This is a genomic window from Tsukamurella paurometabola (genome assembly GCF_900631615.1).
GTDB lineage: Bacteria > Actinomycetota > Actinomycetes > Mycobacteriales > Mycobacteriaceae > Tsukamurella > Tsukamurella paurometabola_A.
The window spans coordinates 1781415-1800143 of sequence record NZ_LR131273.1 but is presented as its reverse complement, the minus strand read 5'-3'; the positions used below and the strand labels follow the sequence as shown (position 1 = coordinate 1800143).

Here is an 18729-nt window from a genome sequence, read left to right as displayed (position 1 = left end):
TTCCGGGCTATCGTCGACAGCACGATGGTGACCGGTTCCCCCGCCGTCGCGTCCGCTGGTGCGGCCGCGCGGCTGCACAGCATGTTCGTCGACGGTGCGGTCGACGAGGCCGCGCTGCGCGCGTCCCAGCTGCGGCACCTCATCGCCGAGAGTTGGCAGCGCAGCCGCGCCGTGGGCGTGAACCCGGACGGCGCGGCACCGTCGTCGGGCGACGGTGCGCTCGACGCGCTGCGGGCCCGGCACCCCCTCTCCGGTGTGATGCCGGTGATCCGCCGCCTGCTCGTGGACGATTCCGCCGGTGCGATGGTGGCCGTGGGCGACCGCGACGGCACGCTGCTGTGGGTGGAGGGCGACGGTGCCGCCGTGCGCCGGGCCGCGGCGATGAATTTCATTCCGGGGGCGAACTGGAGCGAGACGGCGGCCGGGACCAACGCGCCCGGCACGGCGCTCGCGTTGGACACCGAGGTGCAGATCGCGGGGTCGGAGCACTTCGCACGCCGCGCCCACCGGTGGAACTGCACCGCCGTGCCCGTGCACGACCCGGTGACCCGTACGCCGATCGGGGTGCTCGACGTGACGGGCGGCCCCGAGGTGGCGACGCCGCAGGCCCTGGCGCTGGTGCGCGCCGCCGCGCTGGCGGTCGAGGGTCAGCTGGCGATCCTCCGGCTGGCCCCGCCCGCCCCGGCCGCGGCGCCCCGGCTCCGCCTGCTGGGCGGTCGCCCGGTGCTGGAGAAGGACGGGCGCGAGGTGCCGCTCACCGGGCGGCACGCCGACATCCTCGCGCTGCTCGCGCGGCATCCCGAGGGCCTCACCGCCGACCACCTCGCGCTGCTCCTCGACGAGCGCGACCTCGACGTCGTCACGGTCCGTGCGGAGGTGTCGCGGCTGCGCAAGACGGTCGGCGCCGACCTGTTGGGGTCGCGCCCGTACCGGCTGCTGGGCCGGCTGGACTCGGACGCCGACGACGCGGCGCACGCGATCCGCGAGGGCCGGGTCGCGGACGCGCTCGCCGTCTACCGCGGGCCGCTGTTGCCCAATTCGGCGGCGCCGGGCGTCGCACGGCTCCGCACCGAGCTGGCGGGCAGCCTCCGCTCGGCGGTGCTGGCCAGCCGGGACCTGGGCCTGCTCCGACGGTGGCTCGACCTCCCCGACGCGCGCGACGACGAGCACGGCTGGCGGGTGCTGCGGGCGCACGGCGATGCGCGCGCCCGCGCCGAAGCGGACGGCCGTCTCGCGGCGATCGCGATCGACCTGGTCTGACCGGGCGCGGGGCATCTGACCTGGGCTGATCAGGGATGCAACCGGCTGCAACGTTGTTGCAACGGTCACTGCGTACGGTGGACTGTGACTGACATCACGCCACTCATCTGGAGGTCCTCATGACCGTTTACGCACGCCCCGGCGCCCCCGGCTCACTCATGAGCTACCAGTCGCGCTACGACAACCTGATCGGCGGCGAGTGGGTCGCGCCCGTCAAGGGCCAGTACTTCGAGAACCCGTCGCCCGTCACCGGCCAGACCTTCTGCGAGGTGGCCCGGTCGACCGCGGAGGACATCGAGCTGGCGCTCGACGCCGCGCACGCGGCCGCTCCCGCGTGGGGCAAGACCTCCCCGACGGTCCGCGCCACCATTCTCAACAAGATCGCCGACCGGATGGAGGCCAACCTCGAGGCCATCGCCGTGGCCGAGTCCTGGGAGAACGGCAAGCCGGTCCGCGAGACCCTCAACGCCGACATTCCCCTCGCGATCGATCACTTCCGCTACTTCGCCTCGTGCCTGCGCGCGCAGGAGGGCAGCCTGTCGGAGATCGACGAGAACACCGTCGCGTACCACTTCCACGAGCCGCTGGGCGTGGTCGGCCAGATCATCCCGTGGAACTTCCCGATCCTCATGGCCGTGTGGAAGCTGGCGCCCGCGCTGGCCGCCGGCAACGCGATCGTGCTCAAGCCGGCCGAGCAGACCCCGGTGTCGGTGCTGTACCTGTTCTCGCTCATCGGCGACCTGCTGCCCCCGGGCGTGGTGAACATCGTCAACGGCTTCGGCCTGGAGGCCGGCAAGCCGCTGGCGTCGAGCAAGCGGATCCGGAAGATCGCCTTCACCGGCGAGACCACCACGGGCAAGCTGATCGCCGGCTACGCCGCCGACAACCTCATCCCCGTCACCCTGGAGCTGGGCGGCAAGAGCCCGAACGTCTTCTTCAAGGACGTCATGGCCGCGAACGACGACTACCAGGACAAGGCCCTCGAGGGCTTCACGATGTTCGCGCTCAATCAGGGCGAGGTCTGCACCTGCCCGTCGCGTGCGCTCCTGGAGAAGCCGATCTTCGACGAATTCCTCGAGCTCGGCTCGATCCGTACCAAGTCGATCATCCAGGGCGACCCGCTGGACACCGACACGATGATCGGCGCGCAGGCGTCGAAGGAGCAGCTGGAGAAGATCCTCTCGTACGTCGACATCGGCAAGAACGAGGGCGCGACGCTGGTCACCGGCGGCGAGGCGGCCGATCTGGGCGGTGACCTGTCGGGCGGCTACTACATGCAGCCCACGATCTTCTCGGGCGACAACAGCATGCGGATCTTCCAGGAGGAGATCTTCGGCCCGGTGCTCGCGGTGACGTCGTTCGACGGCTACGACAACGCGATGGAGATCGCCAACGACACCCGCTACGGCCTCGGCGCCGGCGTGTGGTCGCGCAACGGCGACATCGCGTACCGCGCGGGCCGCGACATCCAGGCCGGCCGCGTGTGGACGAACACCTACCACCAGTACCCGGCGCACGCGGCCTTCGGCGGCTACAAGGACTCGGGCATCGGTCGTGAGAACCACAAGATGATGCTCGACCACTACCAGCAGACCAAGAACCTGCTGGTGTCGTACGCGCCGGGCGCACAGGGCTTCTTCTGATCCCTGCCCGGGCCTGCACACCCTGGTGAGGGTGTTCGCGGCGCCGTCCCCTCGGGGCGGCGCCGCTCGCACGTCCGGGTGCTCCTGCCCGACGGTGCGCGGTCGGCCGGCAGGGCAGCGGGCGTCCGGCGGCGTGTGGGGTCGTGTTGCTCACGCAAGCCATGCATCCCACGCATACCCCGCACCCGCCGCCGAATGATCCAAGCGGATGAGCCCTCGGACGCACGCGCGCCCATCTTCGGTGCAGCCCTGCGACGACTCGCCGTCGATTCTTCGCCGACACGCACCGAGGTTCGGGCGGAGCCGGTACGAGCGGGTACGGCGGTTCCACTGTTCTTGCCCGACGGTGCCGCCCTCACACCGTCCGGTACGTAGCCCCGACCGCCTCGTACGTCGGAATTGCACGACGATCACGGGTCAACAGCGGAACGTCAGCGTGGGCGGCAGTGGCACCGACGAATGCATCGTAGATCGCTCCACCGCGAACACCCTTCGCACCCAGTCGCGCAATGAACGTGCGCATGTCAGCGGTCGGAAAGCCGATCACCTGCAACCCGAAGTCCTCGATCGTCTCCGAAGCCTCCGCCGGAGAAATCCGGTGGGGTGCGGGTAGTCGCGTGAGCACGGAGAAGGCCTCAAGGAGCACGTGGGACGGCAGAACGCTCTCAACCAAACGGACCGAACCACGGAGCTCGTCGTGCGCCGGATGCCAATTCATCAGCATCGGAAGCAGCACACTCGAATCGAGGGCGTGGAAAGTCATCGTCGTGTGGCCTCGAGCGTCTCACGGATGATGTCGTCGGTCAACGGTGGCAGGTCCTCCTCCGCCCGGATGACCGGCAACATCCCCCCTTTGTCGATGTGCACCTTGGCCGGTGCGATCTCGATCTCGATGCGCCCGTCTGCGAACGTCACGTCCACTGCCCTCCCGGCATCCAGCCCCATCGCGTCCCGGATCGCCTTCGGCACCACGATCCGGCCCGCCCCGTCGATGGTAGTTCTCATACCATTTCTCTACCATCCGCCCTGCCAAATGTCGATGCTTTCGCACAATCAGCCGCGTAGCCTGGGCGGATGCCGGACTTCACACTCGTCCCGGACCGTATGCGGAGGAGTGGCACGCGATCCTCGACGCGCTGGTCACCGAGCTGCCTGGCTTCGTGATCAAGTTCAACCTCTGGCCGATCGCCGCGCGCGGCTACGCCGGGGGTTGGGCGACGGGATGGTCACCGTCGGGCGAGACGCCGCTCCCCGCCGGCACCGAGGTGCGGCAGTTCGACGTCGCGCCCGAACGCTGGATCCGGCTGATGAACGACTACTCCGGCCCGCCACTGTGGGCGACCTACGGCGGCGTCGGACCCGAGCACCTCGACCTCCCCGAGCCGCTCGGGCGCGAGCTCGACGCCTGGCAGGCCGAGTTCGACCGCGAGTTCCATTGGGACAACGGCTGGCGGACGAGCACCGTCGCAGCGGCGCACGCCGCCGAGGGGCGCAGGCTGCTCCCGCTGGTCGCGGCGCAGCTGCCGGGCCACGTGGTCGAACTGAAGACCGGCGACGAGCACGTCTACTCCGGCGCCTGGGTCGACGGCTGGCTGCCGACACTCCCGGACGTCGGGTACGAGTGACTCAGTCCACCGGGATCGTGGTGGTGCCCAGCAGATCGCCGAGCTGCCACGGGTCGAGGCCGTTGGCGGCGTTCATGTCGCACCGCACGCGGCCGTAGCCCTCGGGCAGCCCGCCGCCGTAGCCGCTGCCGTCGGTGTACTGGTGGATCGCGAAGCGTCGCCCCAGTTCCGGCGCCCGGGAGAAGTCGGGTAGCGCGCCGTAGGAGGGGACGACGAACGGCATCTCGGGCAGCGTCGGCCAGATGTCGATGTCGTTCGGGTTGAGGTAGCCGATGCAGCGGGTCGGCCGCGGGTCGGCGCCGCCACCGCGCCAGTCGGAGGCTCCCCAGGTGAATCGGTTGAAGGCGTTCGAGTGGTCGCCGACGATCTGGCCGCCCCACGATTCGGCGTCCGCCATGGTCACCACGTCGGGCCGATCCTCGCCCTGCATCTCCAGGTGCACGGCGAGGCTGTCCTCCCAGTTCGGGCGGACCACGGCGTAGACGATAGCGCCGACCAGCCGGCCGTCGTCGAGCATCCGCCGCACGGTGTCCCAGTTGGCCGCGAAGCGGCGGTCGCGGTACGTGCCGTCGTTGGAGCGGATCGCGACCCACCGGTAGGGGTACTTCTCGGGCAGCGGCGGCTGCCACTCGGAGACGTCCGCGTACAGAGTGTCGCGCTGCAGCCGCGCCGCGCGCGCCCGCCTCAGTCGCTTCCGCATGGCCTCACGCTACCCGCGTCACCCCGGGTCATGGGGTGCGCTTCACCCGGTCTTGCGTTGCGCGAACGGTTTTCGCGCGGCCAGCACGGACGGCAGGACCGCCGGCCGACACGGTCAGGCGTCGTCGCGCTCCGCGAACACGTCCCGGGCGACCAGCGTCGCGTTGATCGCGCGCGGGAAACCCGCGTACGGCACGGTGTGCAGGAGCGCCTCGACGACCTCGTCGCGGGTGATCCCGACATTGAGGGCGGCGTTGATGTGCACGCGCAGTTGTGGTTCCGTGCCGCCGAGCGCGGTGAGGGCGCCCAGCGTCACCAGTTGGCGGCTGCGCGGGTCGAGGCCCGGTCGGGCGTAGATGTCCCCGAAGCCCCACGCCGCCACGTGGTGCGCGAGGGCGGGACTGATCTCTCCGAGGGAGTCGATGACGGCCCGGCCGGCCTCGCCGTCGATGGCGGCGAGCACGGCGAGCCCCGCTTCCCGACGGGCGATCGATTCGGCGCTGTCGATGTCGTACTGCTCGGGCATGGCGCTCACCTTCCGGCGGCCCGTCGTTCGCGGACCTCACGGTCGAGGCTAGGACTTCGAGCGCGCTCGAACGCAAGTCAGGACTGCGGCACAGGGCAGGCGGCACCGTCGGCGCCCGTGATCCGCACCCGCGAGACGAACCGCTTGCCCGTGGCGCCCTCGAGCGAGAAGCCCGCGGCGCGGCCGGGCTCGAGGTCGAGGACGAGCACACTGTTCTCCCACACCCGCGCCTCGCCGTCGGACACCCAGACCGGGACGTCGCGCCCGTCCCCGAGCTCGACGGTGCCGAGCCGCACGTTGGCGTCGCCCACACGGAACTCGTCGACGGTGAAGATCATCGGCGCCGAACCGTCGCAGCAGCCGCCGCTCTGATGGATCAGCAGCGGGCCGTTGCCGTCCCACAGCTCGCCCAGCATCTCCCGCGCCGCCTGCGTCGATTCCACCCGCTCGTCCATGCCCGCTCCCGTCGTCGCCTTCGACGGTAACGCAGCCGGAACGCAGAAACGCCGGGTCAGATGAACTTGACCCGGCGCTTCTTCTGTGCGCCCGAAGGGATTCGAACCCCTGACCTTCTGATCCGTAGTCAGATGCTCTATCCACTGAGCTACGGGCGCGTACCCATATTCAATTCTCGTCGGACCGAAGCCCGACGTGGCGGAGGCGAGAGGATTTGAACCTCCGGTCCGGTGTTGGCCGGACAACTCATTAGCAGTGAGTCCCATTCGGCCGCTCTGGCACGCCTCCAAATCGGACGCGCTGCGCGAGCGATCCTTACGGGTCACGCGCAACCGCCGAGCAGCTACATTACACAACCTCTCCGCAACCCACAAAACCGCTGGTCATCTTCCGTTCACACGGGGGTCGCGCAGGGGGCGCCTAGATCGGCTCCGGCGTAAGGAGGTCCCCCCAGGTGAGGTCGATCCGGACGTCGTCGGCGCCGACCATCCGCCGGACGACGTCCGCCGTCAGCGCTCGGAGGTGCTCGCCGCCGTCGAGCAACGTGTGCGGTCGCTCGTCCGCGCCGACGGCGACGAGGTGGACGTGGACGGCGCTGAGACCGTCGTCCGCCAGGTCCAGCTCGACATCGGCGACCGCGGCGGACTCGGCGGCCGCGCGATCGGAGAGCGCCGCGGTGACGGCTTTCGACAACGCGAGCTCGGTGACGCTGACCCCGGGCCGCACCGTGGCGATCGGGCGGGAACGCCGGGGCAGTGCGGAGACCTGCTGGGCGACCGCCTCGCGCAGCCGGTCGATGGCGTCGGCACCCCAGCGCGGGTCAATCTCGGGCGCCTCGCCGTCGGGTGCGGCCAGCCCGGCGAGCCGACGCGTCGCGTCGGCTATCCAATCGGTGGCCTGCGCCGGTTCGGCGCCGCCACTCTCCACTCGCCTGAAACTCATCGCTCCCCCAGTGTGACCACGTCGTGTCGAATTGCACAACGTCCCCGCCTCCGCGGGCCGCGTCGGATCGCTCATGGCCAGTACTCCCCCAGCGCCTCGGCGAGGCGCTGGCGCGTCCGCTGGAGGTGGCCCCGCACCGACCCCTCGGTGGTCCGCAGCACACCTGCGATCTCGGCGACGGAGAGTCCGTCGACCTCGCGGAGCCACCACGCGGCGCGGGCCGGGTACGGCAGGCGCCCGAGTTCCCGCGCGAGGGCGTCGAGGAAGTCCCTGTCGGTGGCCTTCTCGACGGGTCCGGGCTCCCGCGCGACGGCGTCGTCGACGGCCTCCGAGTCGACGACGGGCGCGCGGCGACGCAGCACGTCAGCGGTCTTGCGGGCGGCGATCGAGAACAGCCAGGTACGCAGGGTCGACCGGAAGGCGAAGCTCGGGAGCGCCTTCCAGGCCGCGATGAGCGACTCCTGCACGATGTCGTCGCAGTCGCTCCGCTCGGGCATCGTCCGCGCGACGAAGCGGTGCAGGGCCGGCGCGTGCCGCTGCACGAGCACGTCGAACGCCGCGGCGTCGCCGCGCTGGGCGCGCCGGGTCAGGGTCTCGTCGGACAGCGACGGCAGCAGCTCCGAGTCGAACAACCACCCTCCTGATGTGAGATGGATCACAATCGCGTGCCGATCCTCGCGAGCCGGCGACTCACCAAGTGTGCCGGAACGGATCCCGGTACAGCAGACGACACAAGGGAGAGAACGAGATGACCTCGACCACCACCAAGCCCGCCGCGACCACCGACGAGTCGACGGCCACCAAGCCGGGCTCCGCTCTGTCCACTCAGGTCGGTCGCGGCAGCACCAGCATCGCCGACGTCGTCGTGTCGAAGATCGCCGGTATCGCGGCCCGCGAGGTCGACGGGGTGTACGACCTCGGCGGCCAGGCCGCCCGCGTGGTCGGCCGCATCCGCGAGACCCTTCCGGGCGCGCCGGACCTCACGCAGGGCGTCACCGTCGAGGTCGGCGAGCGGCAGGCCGCGGTCGACGTGGCGATCGTCGCCGAGTACGGCGTCGCGATCCACGACCTGGCCGCGGGCATTCGCAGCAACGTCATCGACGCCGTGGAGTCCATGACCGGCCTCGAGGTGACCGAGGTCAACGTGACGGTCCACGACGTCCACTTCGCCGACGACGACGATGTCACCGGCGAGTCCTCGTCGGAGTCGCGGGTCCAGTGAGCGGGGCGCGAGCGGCGCGGGTCGACGGGGTGGTCGCCGCCGTGACCGCCGTCGACGGGGTCGTCGGCGTGCACGCCGGTGGGCCGGGGTCCCCGGCCACCTACCTCCCGGGCCGCACTGTCCGCGGTGTCCGGCTCGATGACGACGGCGGGCAGGTCTCCGTGGTGCTCGAGTTCCGCCGCGACCTCGATCTCGTCGACCTCGCGGACCGGGTCCGCGCGGCCGCCTCCGACGCCGCGGGTGTGCCCGTCGACGTCGTCGTATCCGATATCGCGGTGGCCGAGGGGCCGGACACCGCATCAGCGAAGGAGTTCACCGCATGACGCCAGGAAACTTCACCGTGTGGGGAGGCGTGATCGGGCTGCTCGTGGCCATCGCCATCGTGGTCGGGGGCCTGGTCGGGTTCCTGCTCGCGATCGTCCTCGGGGCGGCCGGGATGGCCGTGGGCGCCCACTTCGACGGTCTCATCGACCTCACCGCCCTGCGGCGCCGCGACCGGAGCTGACCATGACCACCGAATCGATGACCCCGGACGTCCCGGCGACCCCTGCCGCCGGGCGGCCCGACGACGCCGCGGGCCGGGGCCGCACCGTCATCGACGATCGCGTGCGCCGCAAGCTCGTCGAGCACGCCGTGCTCTCGGTGCCCGGCACCGAGCGGACCCGCGGCCTCACGACCCGTCAGTTCCCGGCCGTACGGTTCGCCGACCGCGCCCGGAGCGAGGTCGACGTGCAGATCGCCGCGCAGTGGCCCCTCGACGCGGGCCGCCTGGTGCCTGCGGTGCGGTCCGCCGTGGACGACGAGCTGTCCCGCAGCCTGGGTGCCGCACCGGAGGAGGTGCACGTGCACATCACCCGCATCAACGACGAACGCACGGAGCCCCGCACGGCGCTCGCACACCGTGTCGTGGCCGAGACCGACTCACCGCCCCCGGACCGGGCACTGCGCCGCCACGCGCCGCGCCGCGCCGCGGGGGCGAGCATCGCGACGGTGCCACTGCTGCTGGCCGTGATCGCGCTCGGCGCGATCGCGGTCCGCGACGCCGCCGTCTCGATCGGCTGGGTCGCCGGGAGTCGCTGGATCGACGCGGTGCCGCGCATCGCCGACGACGTGCGGTGGTCCTGGTGGGCCTGGCCCGCCTCGGTCGGCGCCGTCGTGCTCGGGCTCGTGCTCGTCATCGCCGCGGTGAAGCCGCGGCGGCGCAGCCACGCCCCCGTGTCCGGCGAGCTGTGGTTCCACCGGCGGATCGATCCGGACCGCCGCAACGCCGAGGAGGTGGCCCGATGAAGGGCTCGACCCGCGTCATCGACCGGCTCGTCGCGGGCCTCGTCGGGCTGGTGCTGCTGGGCGGAGGACTCTGGGCGCTGGGCGATCGGCTCGGCCAGCGGATCGCCGCCGATGCCGCCGACCGCGTCTCGGTCCCGACCATCGTGCGCCTGCCCGACCAGCCGTGGTGGCCCGCGGTGACGGGCGTCGCCGGCGCGCTCCTGGTGCTGCTCGCGCTGTGGTTGCTCGTCCGGCACCTGCGCAGCGCCGGCTCGCGCACCGCGCAGACCCCGGGCGACGGCACCGTCGACCTCGGACGCGTCGCGGACGCCGTCGCGGCCGACCTGCGGCGCAGCACGCTCGTGCGCCGCGCCCGACCGTCGACCGTGGTCGAGAAGGGCACGCCGATCATTCGCGTGGCGGTGTCGGTCGCACCCGACGCGCCCGTCGACGAACTCGCCGCCCTGGCGGCCGCCGCCCGCCGCGAGGTGGCCGCCGCGACCGGCCCCGACGTGGGGTTCCAGGTCCTGGTGAACGACCGGCGCGGCGACAGAAGACTTGGGGACATCCCCCGAGATGAAGATCGAACGACCATCGAGAGGACGTAACCATGGGTATCGCAGACGACGCCAAGAACAAGGCCGAGGACCTCAAGGGACGTGCCAAGGAGGCCGCGGGCGCGGCCACCGGTAACGACGACCTCAAGGCCGAGGGCCAGGCCGACCAGGGGCTCGCGGCCGCGAAGGAGAAGATCTCCGAGGCCGCCGACAAGGTCAAGGAGGGCGTCGATGCCGTCAAGGACAAGCTCACCGGTCACTGAAAACCGCAGGTCCGTCGCGATCGCAATCGATAACCCAGCACAGTTGCGCGGCACGGCGCACAATCAAGACCTCGGGGATCCGCCTCGGGGGAACACATCGGGTGTATCGGAAGGATCACGCATGGGCATCGCAGACGACGCGAAGAGCAAGGCCGAGGAGCTCAAGGGCCGCGCCCAGGAGGCCGCCAGCGCCGCTGGCGAGAAGGTCGACCAGGCCACCGCCGCCGCGAAGGAGAAGGCGGGCGAGTTCGCCGACAAGGTCAAGGGCGACGCCGACTCCCTCAAGGACAAGCTCTCCGGCAACTGATCGCCCACGGCCACCGGGGCCGGTCCGCACGACCGGCCTCGGTGGCCCCGCGGGGCGCACCGTCGGTCTACCCTGACCGGGTGGCCATTGAGAACTCGACCGACCCCGCGCCGCTGAGCATCCGCTCCGACCTCGACGCCCTCCCCGCGTACGTCCCGGGGAAGTCCGCGCCCGGAGCGATCAAGCTCGCCTCCAACGAGATCGTCGACGGTCCGCTGCCGTCGGTCGCCGCGACTCTCGCGGAGGTCCTGCGCAACGCCAACCGCTACCCCGACAACGGCGCCGTCGCCCTCAAGGCCGAGCTGGCGAAGCTCACCGGCGCCACCGAGGAGCAGCTCCACGCGGGCTGCGGCTCCGTCGCCCTCTGCCAGGACCTGGTGCAGGTCACCTGCCGCCCGGGCGACGAGGTGATCTTCGCGTGGCGCAGCTTCGAGGCCTACCCGATCGTCACGCGCGTCGTCGGCGCGACCCCGGTCCAGGTGCCGCTCACCGCCGATCACGTGCATGATCTCGACGCCATGGCCGCGGCGATCACGGACCGCACGCGCCTGATCTTCGTCTGCAACCCGAACAACCCCACGGGCACGACGGTGTCCGAGGAGGCCCTCGAGGCGTTCCTGCAGAAGGTCCCCCCGCACGTGATCGTGGCCCTCGACGAGGCGTACTACGAGTACCACCGCGCCAATGAGGTGACCGGCGAGCGCATCGACGGCGCCGCCCTGATCGCCCGGCACCGCAACGTGATCGCGCTGCGCACCTTCTCCAAGGCCTACGGTCTCGCGGGCCTGCGGGTGGGGTACGCCATCGCCGACCCGGAGCTGATCGCCGCGCTCGCGAAGGTGCACCTGCCGTTCTCGGTGAGCGTGCCCGCGCAGGCTGCAGCGATCGCCTCACTGCACGCGAACGACGAGCTGCTCGCCCGCACCGAGACGGTCGTCGCCGAGCGGGCACGGGTCCGGGACACGTTGCTGGCGGCCGGATTCGACGTCCCGCACACCCAGGCGAACTTCGTCTGGCTCCCCCTCGGCTCCGACGCGCTGCGCTTCACCGCCGACGCCGCCGAGGCCGGCCTCCTGGTCCGCGGGTTCGACGGTGCGGGCGTCCGCGTGACCGTCACCGTGCCGGAGGAGAACGACGCCTTCCTCGCCTTCGCGACGGGGTGGCTGCGGTGAGCCTCGGCAAGCACGAGTTCGCCTTCACCGCACACGTTCCCGTCCGCTGGTCGGACATGGACGCCCTGGGCCACGTGAATCACGCGCGGATGGTCACGCTGCTGGAGGAGGCCCGCATCCAGTGGCTCCTGTCCGCGGGCGAGAAGTACGCGCCGCTGATCAAGAGCGCCTTCATCGCCGACGTCGCGATCAAGTACAAGGCCCAGCTGTACCACGAGGATTCGCCGGTCCAGGTGGGGATGTACATCGCGTCCAACCGCAGCGTCGACTTCACCATCGGCTACGAGGTCCGCGCGAAGGACGCGGCGCCCGAGTCGAAGGCGGCGATCCTGGCGACCACGCAGATGGCGGTGGTCGACATCGAGAAGCGCAGCCTGCGGCGCCTCACCGACGAGGAGAAGACCTACCTGGCGTCCTGGTCGCGCGGCTGAGCCGGCGCGGGCCTCCACGCCTTGGGCGCCTCGCCGGGGAGTGCCGAATCCGGCCGTGCCGATGACCTCGGCGCTCCGGCGGCGCCCACGTCGGCCGCACCGCCGGCCGGCGCCGCACCGGGAAGCGCGCGCCGCGCACCGTCGGACAGCTCCGGCGGGAGGTCGCCGCGCGCGCCCATGATCTGCCCGGCCACGCGCCGCGCACTCTGCGTGGAGATCTCGCGCTCGCCGGAGCGCTGCACCAGCTCGTGGATCTGCTGGTCGATGGATTCGATGGACAGGCGGCGCGGCCGCTTGGAGTCGGCGACGTCCACGAGGTCGCCCACGCGGGTGAGCGCGGTGACGCGATCGACGAGCTCGTCCCAGACCTTGTCGAGCTCGCCCGAGCGGGTGCCGTCGGCGAGGCCGGGCGCGTACCGCAGCTGCGTCCACACGGACTTGAGCTGCACGACGTCGGCGGAGATCTGCACCAGGTCCGTCGGCAGGTCCAGCTGGCCGAGTTGCTCGTCGAATTCGCCGGCGCTCACCGAGCGGGAGTAGCTGACCTTGTCGTAGACGAGGCCGGCGACGAACAGCAGCACGTCGTAGCGGTCCTCGAAGACGAGCAGCCCCTCGTCGGGGGCGCCGTGCCCGTCGACCCACCCCGCGAGCTGCGGGGCGAGCCGCAGAGCGGGCCCGGCCACCCGTGCGACGGTCCGCGCCGCCACCGCCGCGGCCGACGGGGTGAGCGGCAGCGGCGTCAGGCACAGTGCGTCGAACAGCGCGTCGCGCTCGTCGAGGTCGAGGTGCACGGCGTCCTTGCGGGCGCGCCGAACCGCGCGGACGCCCGCGGCGAAGGAGATGCGGTTCAGGGTGAAGGCGTGCCGGAAGCCGGCCAGTTTGCGCCGCGCGTCCGCCCCGCGGACCGCGTCGGCGGCCGCCTTGGCCTGCTGCAGCGGGTTGGGTGGCAGCCCGTCGGCCGACGGCGCGGGCGTCTCGTGCTCGGCGATGCGGCTGAGCCGGCGCAGCTTCGAGTAGCCGCCGATGTCGGGGAAGGCGCGCTCGGTGTCGAACCGGTTGAGCACCACCTCGCGGGCGGCGGGTTGCAGGTGCCCGGCGGCGATGAGCAGGGCGGCCTCGTCGGAGAGCTCGCGGCGCGGCATGGGGATGGCGCGCGCATCGCACCACCGGCGCACCGGCGCCTCGATGTGCACCTCAGGCTCCTGTGCGGACATCCGTCACCCCCTTCTGCTTCGCCGTGCGCCTCTCATCATCCCCGAAGGGGAGGGCCGCGCGCAGCGCCCACGCGAGGGGGACGGTGACGGCCGAGGTCGCGAGGAACGCGACGGCCACGCTCCCGGTGAACGGCCGCCACCCGAAGACGTCGAGGAGCAGCACGTCCATCACGATGAGGTGCACCAGGAAGTACTCGTACGAGATCCCGCCCAGCCACACCATCGGCCGGGTCCCGAGCAGCCGGTGGTACGGCGACCGGGACTCCGGCGCGAGCCCGAGCGGCGCGATCAGGGCGACCGCGACCAGCAGGTACAGGGCCGACTTCACCAGCGCCTCGACGGGACTCTTCGGCACCATCGTGGGCGGACCGCCGATCGCGGGGAGCGCGGAGACGACGAAGCCCCCCGCCGCCACCACGACGCAGGCGGCCGTGGTCCACCGCGGCCACCGTCGGACGAGCGGGGCGGCCGCCGTGAGGGCCATGCCCCCGACGAACCACCACAGGTAGGCGGGGGGCCACATGCGCGCCGTGAGCTCGATGTCGGGGGCGATCAGGATCCACACCGGGGTGATCGTCGCGACCGCCGCCAGCCCCGCCAGCAGCCGCGCGGGGTGCCACCGGTACCGGCACAGCACGGCGGTGAGCAGCCAGCCGATCAGCGGGAGCGCGAGGTAGAAGGCCATCTCCACGGCGAGGCTCCACGCCTGCGTGAGGCCGACGCGCAGGTGCCCGAATCCGTAGATCTGGGTGAAGGTGAGGTTCCGGATCAGTCCGTCGGCCCCGCCGCCGGACGGGTTCGGCTCGTGCCGGACGAGGCCGAGCGCGTAGACGGCGACCACGACGACCCAGTAGGCCGGGACCACCCGCCGGAACCGGTGCCAGGCGTAGCGCCGCAGGTCGGGCTGGTGTCCGGTGCCGTCCTGCAGCACCCGCACCCATGGCCGGAACAGCAGGAAGCCCGAGAGCGCGAAGAAGATGGGCACGCCGATCTCGAACCGCGCCCACAGGTGCCCGGCGAAGTCGTCGGTGTAGTGCCCGGTCGAGAAGGCGGCGTGCGTGAGGCACACCGCGGCCGCCGCGACGGCGCGCAGCCCGGTGAGCGGCGCTACCCGACTCTGCATCCGATCATTTTGCCCGGCGCCTCCCGGGGCGCGTCCAGCGCCCGGCCGGCAGCCGCCGGGCCCCGACGGTGCGCCGCTCAGGCGCCCGCGGGCTCCCGGAACACGCGGCGGTACCCGAGCGGCGTCATTCCGGTGTCGCGACGCAGGTGGGCACGCAGGCTGGCGCCGGTGCCGAGCCCGGAGTCCCGCGCGACGGCGTCGACGGACAACTCGGTGGTCTCCAGCAGTTCGCGGGCGCGGTCGAGCCGGCGGCGGAGGATCCACGCGCCGGGCGTCTGCCCGGTCTCCTCGCGGAACCGGCGGTTGAACGTGCGCACCGACATCCCGGCCCGGCGGGCCAGCGCTTCGACCGACAGGTTCTCGTGGAGGTTGCGCGTGGCCCAGTCCCGTGGTTCGACGGTGCTGCCGGCCCCGCTGACGGGCACGGGGACGTCGACGAACTGGGCCTGCGTGCCCTCGCGGGCGGGCGGGACGACGCAGTGCCGGGCGACCTTGTTCGCGACGGCGGCGCCGTGGTCGGTGCGGATCAGGTGCAGGCACAGGTCCACGCCGGCGGCGAGGCCGGCGGAGGTGAGCACATCGCCGTCGTCGGTGAACAGGACGTGATCGACGAGGCCGACGGCGGGGTAGAGCTTGCGCAGTTGGGCGCCGTACTTCCAGTGCGTCGTGACGTTCCGTCCGTCGAGCAGCCCGGCGGCGGCGAGGACGAAGGCGCCGGTGCAGATGGAGACAATGCGGGTGCCGGGGCGGATCGTGGCGAGGGCGGCGCGGATGTCGTCGGGGAGCGTCCCGTCGAACCGGGGCCCGGCGATCTTGGTGCCCGGCACGATCACCGTGTCGGCCAGGGCGAGGGCCTCGGGACCGGCCTCGGGTGTGATCGCGTAGCCGCCCGTCGCACGGACGGGGTTCCGGTCGATACCGCAGGTGATCACGCGGTACAGGGGTCGGTCGGCGTCGTCGGTGGCCTCGGAGAAGCACAGCGGCGGTATCGCGGCGTCGAAGCCGACGATGGGTTCCAGCAGCAGGACGGCCACGGTGTGCATGGCATGATTCTTTCATACCTTGTCATCGATGCCACTGGTTCTGCGTGCCGCCATCCGCGAACCTGGTCCGGTGACCACACCGCTGAGGCGCCTGCGCGCGCCGCACTACGCCTGGATCGTCGCGGGCGTCGCCTTCGTGACGATGCTGGGCGCGGCCGGTTTCCGGTCCGTGCCCGGCGTGATGATGGACCCGCTGCACATGGAGTTCGGCTGGTCGCACGCGACGATCGGCGCGGCGATGTCGGTCAACATGGCGCTGTTCGGTCTCACCTCGCCGTTCTCCGCGGCGCTCATGGACAAACTCGGCGTCCGGCCGGTGGTCATGGGCGCACTGTCCCTGGTCGCCGCCGGCACCGGCCTGGCGGTGTTCATGACCGACGCCTGGCAGCTCGTGCTGCTCTGGGGCGTGCTCGTGGGGCTGGGCACCGGCTCGCTGTCGACGGCCTTCGTCGCGACGATCGCCATGCGCTGGTTCGTCGCGCGGAGGGGCCTCGTCACCGGTGTGCTCACCGCCGCCAGTGCCACCGGGCAGTTGATCTTCCTGCCGGTGGTCGCAGCGCTGTCCGAGGCGCACGGCTGGCGGACCGCGACGCTCGTTGTGACCGCCGTGGCCGTCGCCGTGATCCCCGTGGCCGGCCTGTTTCTGCGGTCGTGGCCCGCGCAGCTGGGCCTGCCGCCGTTCGGTGCCGACGAGGTGGTGGCGCCGCCTCCGCCGACCCGGGGCGCGGTGCGCGCGGCTTTCGGCGGTCTGGCGATGGGCGCACGTCGCCCGGCGTTCTGGCTGCTCGCGGCGAGCTTCGCCATCTGCGGCGCGACGACCAACGGCCTGCTGCAGACGCACTTCATCCCCGCCGCCGGCGATCACGGGATGCCCGCGACCGCCGCCGCCTCGTTGCTCGCGGTCATCGGGGTGTTCGACGTGGTCGGCACCATCGCCTCGGGGTGGCTCACCGATCGTGTCGACTCGCGGATCCTGCTGGTGATCTACTACCTCGGCCGCGGCCTCGCGCTGGCGCTGCTGCCGGCCCTGCTCTCCCCCGGCATCGCGCCCGGGATCCTGGTTTTCGTCCTGTTCTACGGCCTCGACTGGGTGGCGACGGTGCCGCCCACGATGGCGTTGGCCCGCGAGCACTTCGGCGAATCGACGCCGGTGGTCTTCGGCTGGATCTTCGCCTCGCACCAGCTGGGCGCCGCGGTCGCGGCGTTCGGCGCCGGATACATCCGCGACGCCTCGGGCGGCTACGACCCGGCGTTCTACACCGCGGGCGTGCTCTGCGTGGCCGCGGCCGCGATGTGCTGGGCGATCCCGCGGGCACGGGCCCGGTCGGCCGAGGCCGAGCCGGTCGCCGCCTGATCCGCGCGGGTCACGCCGGGGTCTCGGTGAAGAGGCGCAGGCCCTCGGCCAGCACCTCCGCGCGGTCCGCGGCATCGCCGATCCCCGCGAGCCGGACCCCGGCCACCACCCCCGCGGCGGCGGGCCCGCCCACCTCACGCCGGTCCTCGGGCCACATCGTGGCCTCGCGCACCTCGCGGTAGTCGACGGTGCCCGGGTCGATGTCGAGTTCCCCTGTACGTTCGCGCACATAGGTCCCTGTCTCCTCGAGCAGCACCTCGACGGTGCCGAGCACCGTCGGCGCCGGTCCGGCATCGTGCCAGCCGAGACTCACGATGAGGTCGGTGCGGTAGGGGTCGGTCACGGAGAAGCCGAGCTGCGCGTACAGGTCGCCGACCCGGACCAGTCCCGAGCTCGGGTCCCAGTCGAGCACCGCCGGCGCGGGGTAGCCCGGTCGCCTGCTCGGGTGCAGCGTGAGCGATCCGCGCACCGCGCCGCCGACACGGGGCACCGCGCCGCAGCACTGGTACTCCCAGTTCGAGATGTGCACGTACAGCAGCGACACGTCCAGCGACAAAACAGAATTCACGACCCTGTACCGGGTGTTCGGCGATCCCGCAGGAGTGGTTCCGTGGGGTCCCGGCGTACCTCCGCGGCCATCGTAGCCACGCTCCGGCCGATGTGTTGCGATCGCACCGGCCGTGCCGCCCCGATGTGCGTCAGGACGGCACGAGCCCGGCTCGGGTCGCCGGGCTCGCGCCGCTCACGTTCACAACTCAGCGGAGCACCGGATTCTCCGGATCCTGGACCAGTTCGACCAGGTAATTGACCGTCTCCTCCACAGTGAGCGGCGTCAGGGCGAACCAGCCCGCACCCTCCGGGATTTCGGGAAGCGGCGTGACCTCCGCGATCTCGCCGTCCACCGTGGCGGACGAGTCGATGTGGTCACCCAACGCCCTCACGGCCGGGTCCGCAAGATCGAGTTGCAGGCGATCGCCGACCACCGGAGCGCGGCCGGCGAACAACGCCGCAGGCACGATCGCCCGCACCGTGCGGCGAACCCGATCCTCCCACAGAAGTCTCGCCTCGATCTCGTCGGCCGTCGGGACCCGCAGTTCCGTGACGCGCAGCCCGACCACGACCCCGATGGTCGCAGCCCCGCCGCCCTCGATCTGTTCCTCCGGCCAGCGGGTCGCCTCGTCGACGGAGTGGAACTCGCGGGAATCGGGGTCGACGCGCAGGCTCCGGTCGTCTCCGACGGGGAGGAAGCGTCCCGTCTCTTCGAAGACCGCCTCGACCGTGCCGGTCACACGCGGCTTCGCCTCGTTCTCGTGCCAACTGAGCACGAGGATCAGGCCGCCAACGGGCTCGGACAGACCAGAGCCGAGCTGCGCGCTGATCGCGCCGAAGCGGACCAGGCCGCTGCGCGGATCGAAGCCGGTGACCTGCGGGGCTCCATAGCGAGGGCTCGCGCTCTCGTACACGGTCAGCGTGCCGCTGAGCTCGACACCGAGGCGGGGAGTCGTGCCGCAGCACTGATACTCCCAATTGTCGATGTGGACGTACAGAAGGGAATCGGCGATTGCCGACGGAGTGTTCACAGACTTCACCGGACGTTAGACGAACCGCGGCGCGAAGGCCCCGGGG

25 protein-coding genes and 2 tRNA genes are annotated in these 18729 nt (G+C 71.7%); 13 read left to right on the top strand and 14 right to left on the bottom strand.

Annotation, left to right across the window (positions count from 1 at the left end; translation table 11 throughout):
- Window positions 1-24 precede the first annotated feature (24 nt).
- Both ELY19_RS08990 and exaC read left to right on the top strand, forming a co-directional pair.
- Window positions 25-1260, top strand: a complete 1236-nt coding sequence (locus ELY19_RS08990) for a helix-turn-helix domain-containing protein (protein WP_126195888.1) — start codon at window positions 25-27, stop codon at window positions 1258-1260.
- A 119-nt stretch (window positions 1261-1379) separates the two neighbouring features.
- Entirely contained in the window at window positions 1380-2903 is a 1524-nt protein-coding gene (gene exaC, locus ELY19_RS08985) for an acetaldehyde dehydrogenase ExaC (protein ID WP_126195887.1), read from the top strand.
- Between the two features lie 355 nt (window positions 2904-3258).
- Here exaC and ELY19_RS08980 read toward each other — a convergent pair whose 3' ends face one another.
- Both ELY19_RS08980 and ELY19_RS08975 read right to left on the bottom strand, forming a co-directional pair.
- Complete coding sequence (locus ELY19_RS08980; RefSeq protein WP_126195886.1) at window positions 3259-3666, bottom strand: PIN domain-containing protein; 408 nt, start codon at window positions 3664-3666, stop codon at window positions 3259-3261.
- A complete protein-coding gene (locus ELY19_RS08975; RefSeq protein ID WP_126195885.1) occupies window positions 3663-3908 on the bottom strand; it encodes an AbrB/MazE/SpoVT family DNA-binding domain-containing protein in 246 nt (81 codons plus the stop codon). The genes ELY19_RS08980 and ELY19_RS08975 overlap by 4 nt, the downstream gene beginning before the upstream one ends.
- A 155-nt stretch (window positions 3909-4063) precedes the next feature.
- Between ELY19_RS08975 and ELY19_RS08970 the strand changes: the two genes are divergently transcribed.
- Complete coding sequence (locus ELY19_RS08970) at window positions 4064-4528, top strand: immunity protein CdiI family protein (RefSeq protein ID WP_126195884.1); 465 nt, start codon at window positions 4064-4066, stop codon at window positions 4526-4528.
- Window position 4529: 1 nt separating this feature from the next.
- Here ELY19_RS08970 and ELY19_RS08965 read toward each other — a convergent pair whose 3' ends face one another.
- From ELY19_RS08965 to ELY19_RS08935, 7 genes are all read right to left on the bottom strand, one after another.
- On the bottom strand, window positions 4530-5228 hold the full coding sequence (locus ELY19_RS08965; RefSeq protein WP_126195883.1) for a hypothetical protein: 699 nt from the start codon (window positions 5226-5228) through the stop codon (window positions 4530-4532).
- Window positions 5229-5342: 114 nt separating this feature from the next.
- Complete coding sequence (locus ELY19_RS08960; RefSeq protein ID WP_126195882.1) at window positions 5343-5753, bottom strand: carboxymuconolactone decarboxylase family protein; 411 nt, start codon at window positions 5751-5753, stop codon at window positions 5343-5345.
- Window positions 5754-5830: 77 nt separating this feature from the next.
- On the bottom strand, window positions 5831-6208 hold the full coding sequence (locus tag ELY19_RS08955; RefSeq protein WP_126195881.1) for a DUF779 domain-containing protein: 378 nt from the start codon (window positions 6206-6208) through the stop codon (window positions 5831-5833).
- An 86-nt stretch (window positions 6209-6294) separates the two neighbouring features.
- Window positions 6295-6367 (bottom strand) — tRNA-Arg (locus tag ELY19_RS08950).
- 38 nt (window positions 6368-6405) lie between these two features.
- Window positions 6406-6497, bottom strand: a tRNA-Ser gene (locus tag ELY19_RS08945).
- Between the two features lie 132 nt (window positions 6498-6629).
- Window positions 6630-7151, bottom strand: a complete 522-nt coding sequence (locus tag ELY19_RS08940; RefSeq protein ID WP_126195880.1) for a hypothetical protein — start codon at window positions 7149-7151, stop codon at window positions 6630-6632.
- A 71-nt stretch (window positions 7152-7222) separates the two neighbouring features.
- Window positions 7223-7783: an RNA polymerase sigma factor gene (locus ELY19_RS08935; protein ID WP_126195879.1), complete on the bottom strand. Its 561-nt coding sequence runs from the start codon at window positions 7781-7783 to the stop codon at window positions 7223-7225.
- A gap of 116 nt (window positions 7784-7899) precedes the next feature.
- On the opposite strand from ELY19_RS08935, the gene ELY19_RS08930 reads away from it, so the two are divergent.
- The 9 genes from ELY19_RS08930 (at window position 7900) to ELY19_RS08890 (ending at window position 12369) form a co-directional block, all read left to right on the top strand.
- Window positions 7900-8373, top strand: coding sequence for an Asp23/Gls24 family envelope stress response protein (locus ELY19_RS08930; RefSeq protein WP_126195878.1), 474 nt, complete (start codon window positions 7900-7902; stop codon window positions 8371-8373).
- Window positions 8370-8696 (top strand): hypothetical protein, encoded by a 327-nt coding sequence (locus ELY19_RS08925; RefSeq protein WP_126195877.1) that lies wholly within the window; start codon window positions 8370-8372, stop codon window positions 8694-8696. The genes ELY19_RS08930 and ELY19_RS08925 overlap by 4 nt, the downstream gene beginning before the upstream one ends.
- Window positions 8693-8878: a DUF2273 domain-containing protein gene (locus ELY19_RS08920; RefSeq protein WP_126195876.1), complete on the top strand. Its 186-nt coding sequence runs from the start codon at window positions 8693-8695 to the stop codon at window positions 8876-8878. Before ELY19_RS08925 ends, ELY19_RS08920 begins: the two co-directional genes overlap by 4 nt.
- A gap of 2 nt (window positions 8879-8880) precedes the next feature.
- The gene (locus ELY19_RS08915) at window positions 8881-9660 is read left to right on the top strand and encodes a hypothetical protein (RefSeq protein WP_126195875.1); all 780 of its coding nucleotides are present in this window, start codon (window positions 8881-8883) and stop codon (window positions 9658-9660) included.
- Window positions 9657-10247, top strand: a complete 591-nt coding sequence (locus tag ELY19_RS08910; RefSeq protein WP_197716006.1) for an alkaline shock response membrane anchor protein AmaP — start codon at window positions 9657-9659, stop codon at window positions 10245-10247. The genes ELY19_RS08915 and ELY19_RS08910 overlap by 4 nt, the downstream gene beginning before the upstream one ends.
- 2 nt (window positions 10248-10249) lie before the next feature.
- A complete protein-coding gene (locus ELY19_RS08905) occupies window positions 10250-10459 on the top strand; it encodes a CsbD family protein (RefSeq protein WP_126195874.1) in 210 nt (69 codons plus the stop codon).
- Window positions 10460-10580: 121 nt separating this feature from the next.
- On the top strand, window positions 10581-10766 hold the full coding sequence (locus ELY19_RS08900) for a CsbD family protein (RefSeq protein WP_126195873.1): 186 nt from the start codon (window positions 10581-10583) through the stop codon (window positions 10764-10766).
- A gap of 113 nt (window positions 10767-10879) precedes the next feature.
- The gene (gene hisC, locus ELY19_RS08895; RefSeq protein WP_126198761.1) at window positions 10880-11938 is read left to right on the top strand and encodes a histidinol-phosphate transaminase; all 1059 of its coding nucleotides are present in this window, start codon (window positions 10880-10882) and stop codon (window positions 11936-11938) included.
- Window positions 11939-11994: 56 nt separating this feature from the next.
- Complete coding sequence (locus ELY19_RS08890; RefSeq protein WP_249337921.1) at window positions 11995-12369, top strand: acyl-CoA thioesterase; 375 nt, start codon at window positions 11995-11997, stop codon at window positions 12367-12369.
- On the opposite strand, the gene ELY19_RS08885 is transcribed toward ELY19_RS08890, so the two are convergent.
- From ELY19_RS08885 to ELY19_RS08875, 3 genes are all read right to left on the bottom strand, one after another.
- Complete coding sequence (locus tag ELY19_RS08885; RefSeq protein WP_126195871.1) at window positions 12342-13583, bottom strand: hypothetical protein; 1242 nt, start codon at window positions 13581-13583, stop codon at window positions 12342-12344. The two genes, ELY19_RS08890 and ELY19_RS08885, sit on opposite strands and share 28 nt — an antisense overlap.
- Window positions 13564-14706, bottom strand: a complete 1143-nt coding sequence (locus ELY19_RS08880) for an acyltransferase family protein (protein ID WP_126195870.1) — start codon at window positions 14704-14706, stop codon at window positions 13564-13566. The genes ELY19_RS08885 and ELY19_RS08880 overlap by 20 nt, the downstream gene beginning before the upstream one ends.
- 77 nt (window positions 14707-14783) lie before the next feature.
- Window positions 14784-15749 carry a GlxA family transcriptional regulator gene (locus tag ELY19_RS08875; RefSeq protein ID WP_126195869.1) on the bottom strand — a complete coding sequence of 322 codons (966 nt, stop codon included), beginning with the start codon at window positions 15747-15749 and terminating at the stop codon, window positions 14784-14786.
- A gap of 28 nt (window positions 15750-15777) precedes the next feature.
- Between ELY19_RS08875 and ELY19_RS08870 the strand changes: the two genes are divergently transcribed.
- Complete coding sequence (locus ELY19_RS08870) at window positions 15778-17103, top strand: MFS transporter (protein WP_197716005.1); 1326 nt, start codon at window positions 15778-15780, stop codon at window positions 17101-17103.
- Between the two features lie 10 nt (window positions 17104-17113).
- Here the strand turns inward: ELY19_RS08870 and ELY19_RS08865 are convergent, their stop codons facing one another.
- Window positions 17114-17671 (bottom strand): DUF6578 domain-containing protein, encoded by a 558-nt coding sequence (locus tag ELY19_RS08865; protein ID WP_164711561.1) that lies wholly within the window; start codon window positions 17669-17671, stop codon window positions 17114-17116.
- 187 nt (window positions 17672-17858) lie between these two features.
- The gene (locus ELY19_RS08860) at window positions 17859-18683 is read right to left on the bottom strand and encodes a DUF6578 domain-containing protein (RefSeq protein ID WP_126195867.1); all 825 of its coding nucleotides are present in this window, start codon (window positions 18681-18683) and stop codon (window positions 17859-17861) included.
- Window positions 18684-18729 lie beyond the last annotated feature (46 nt).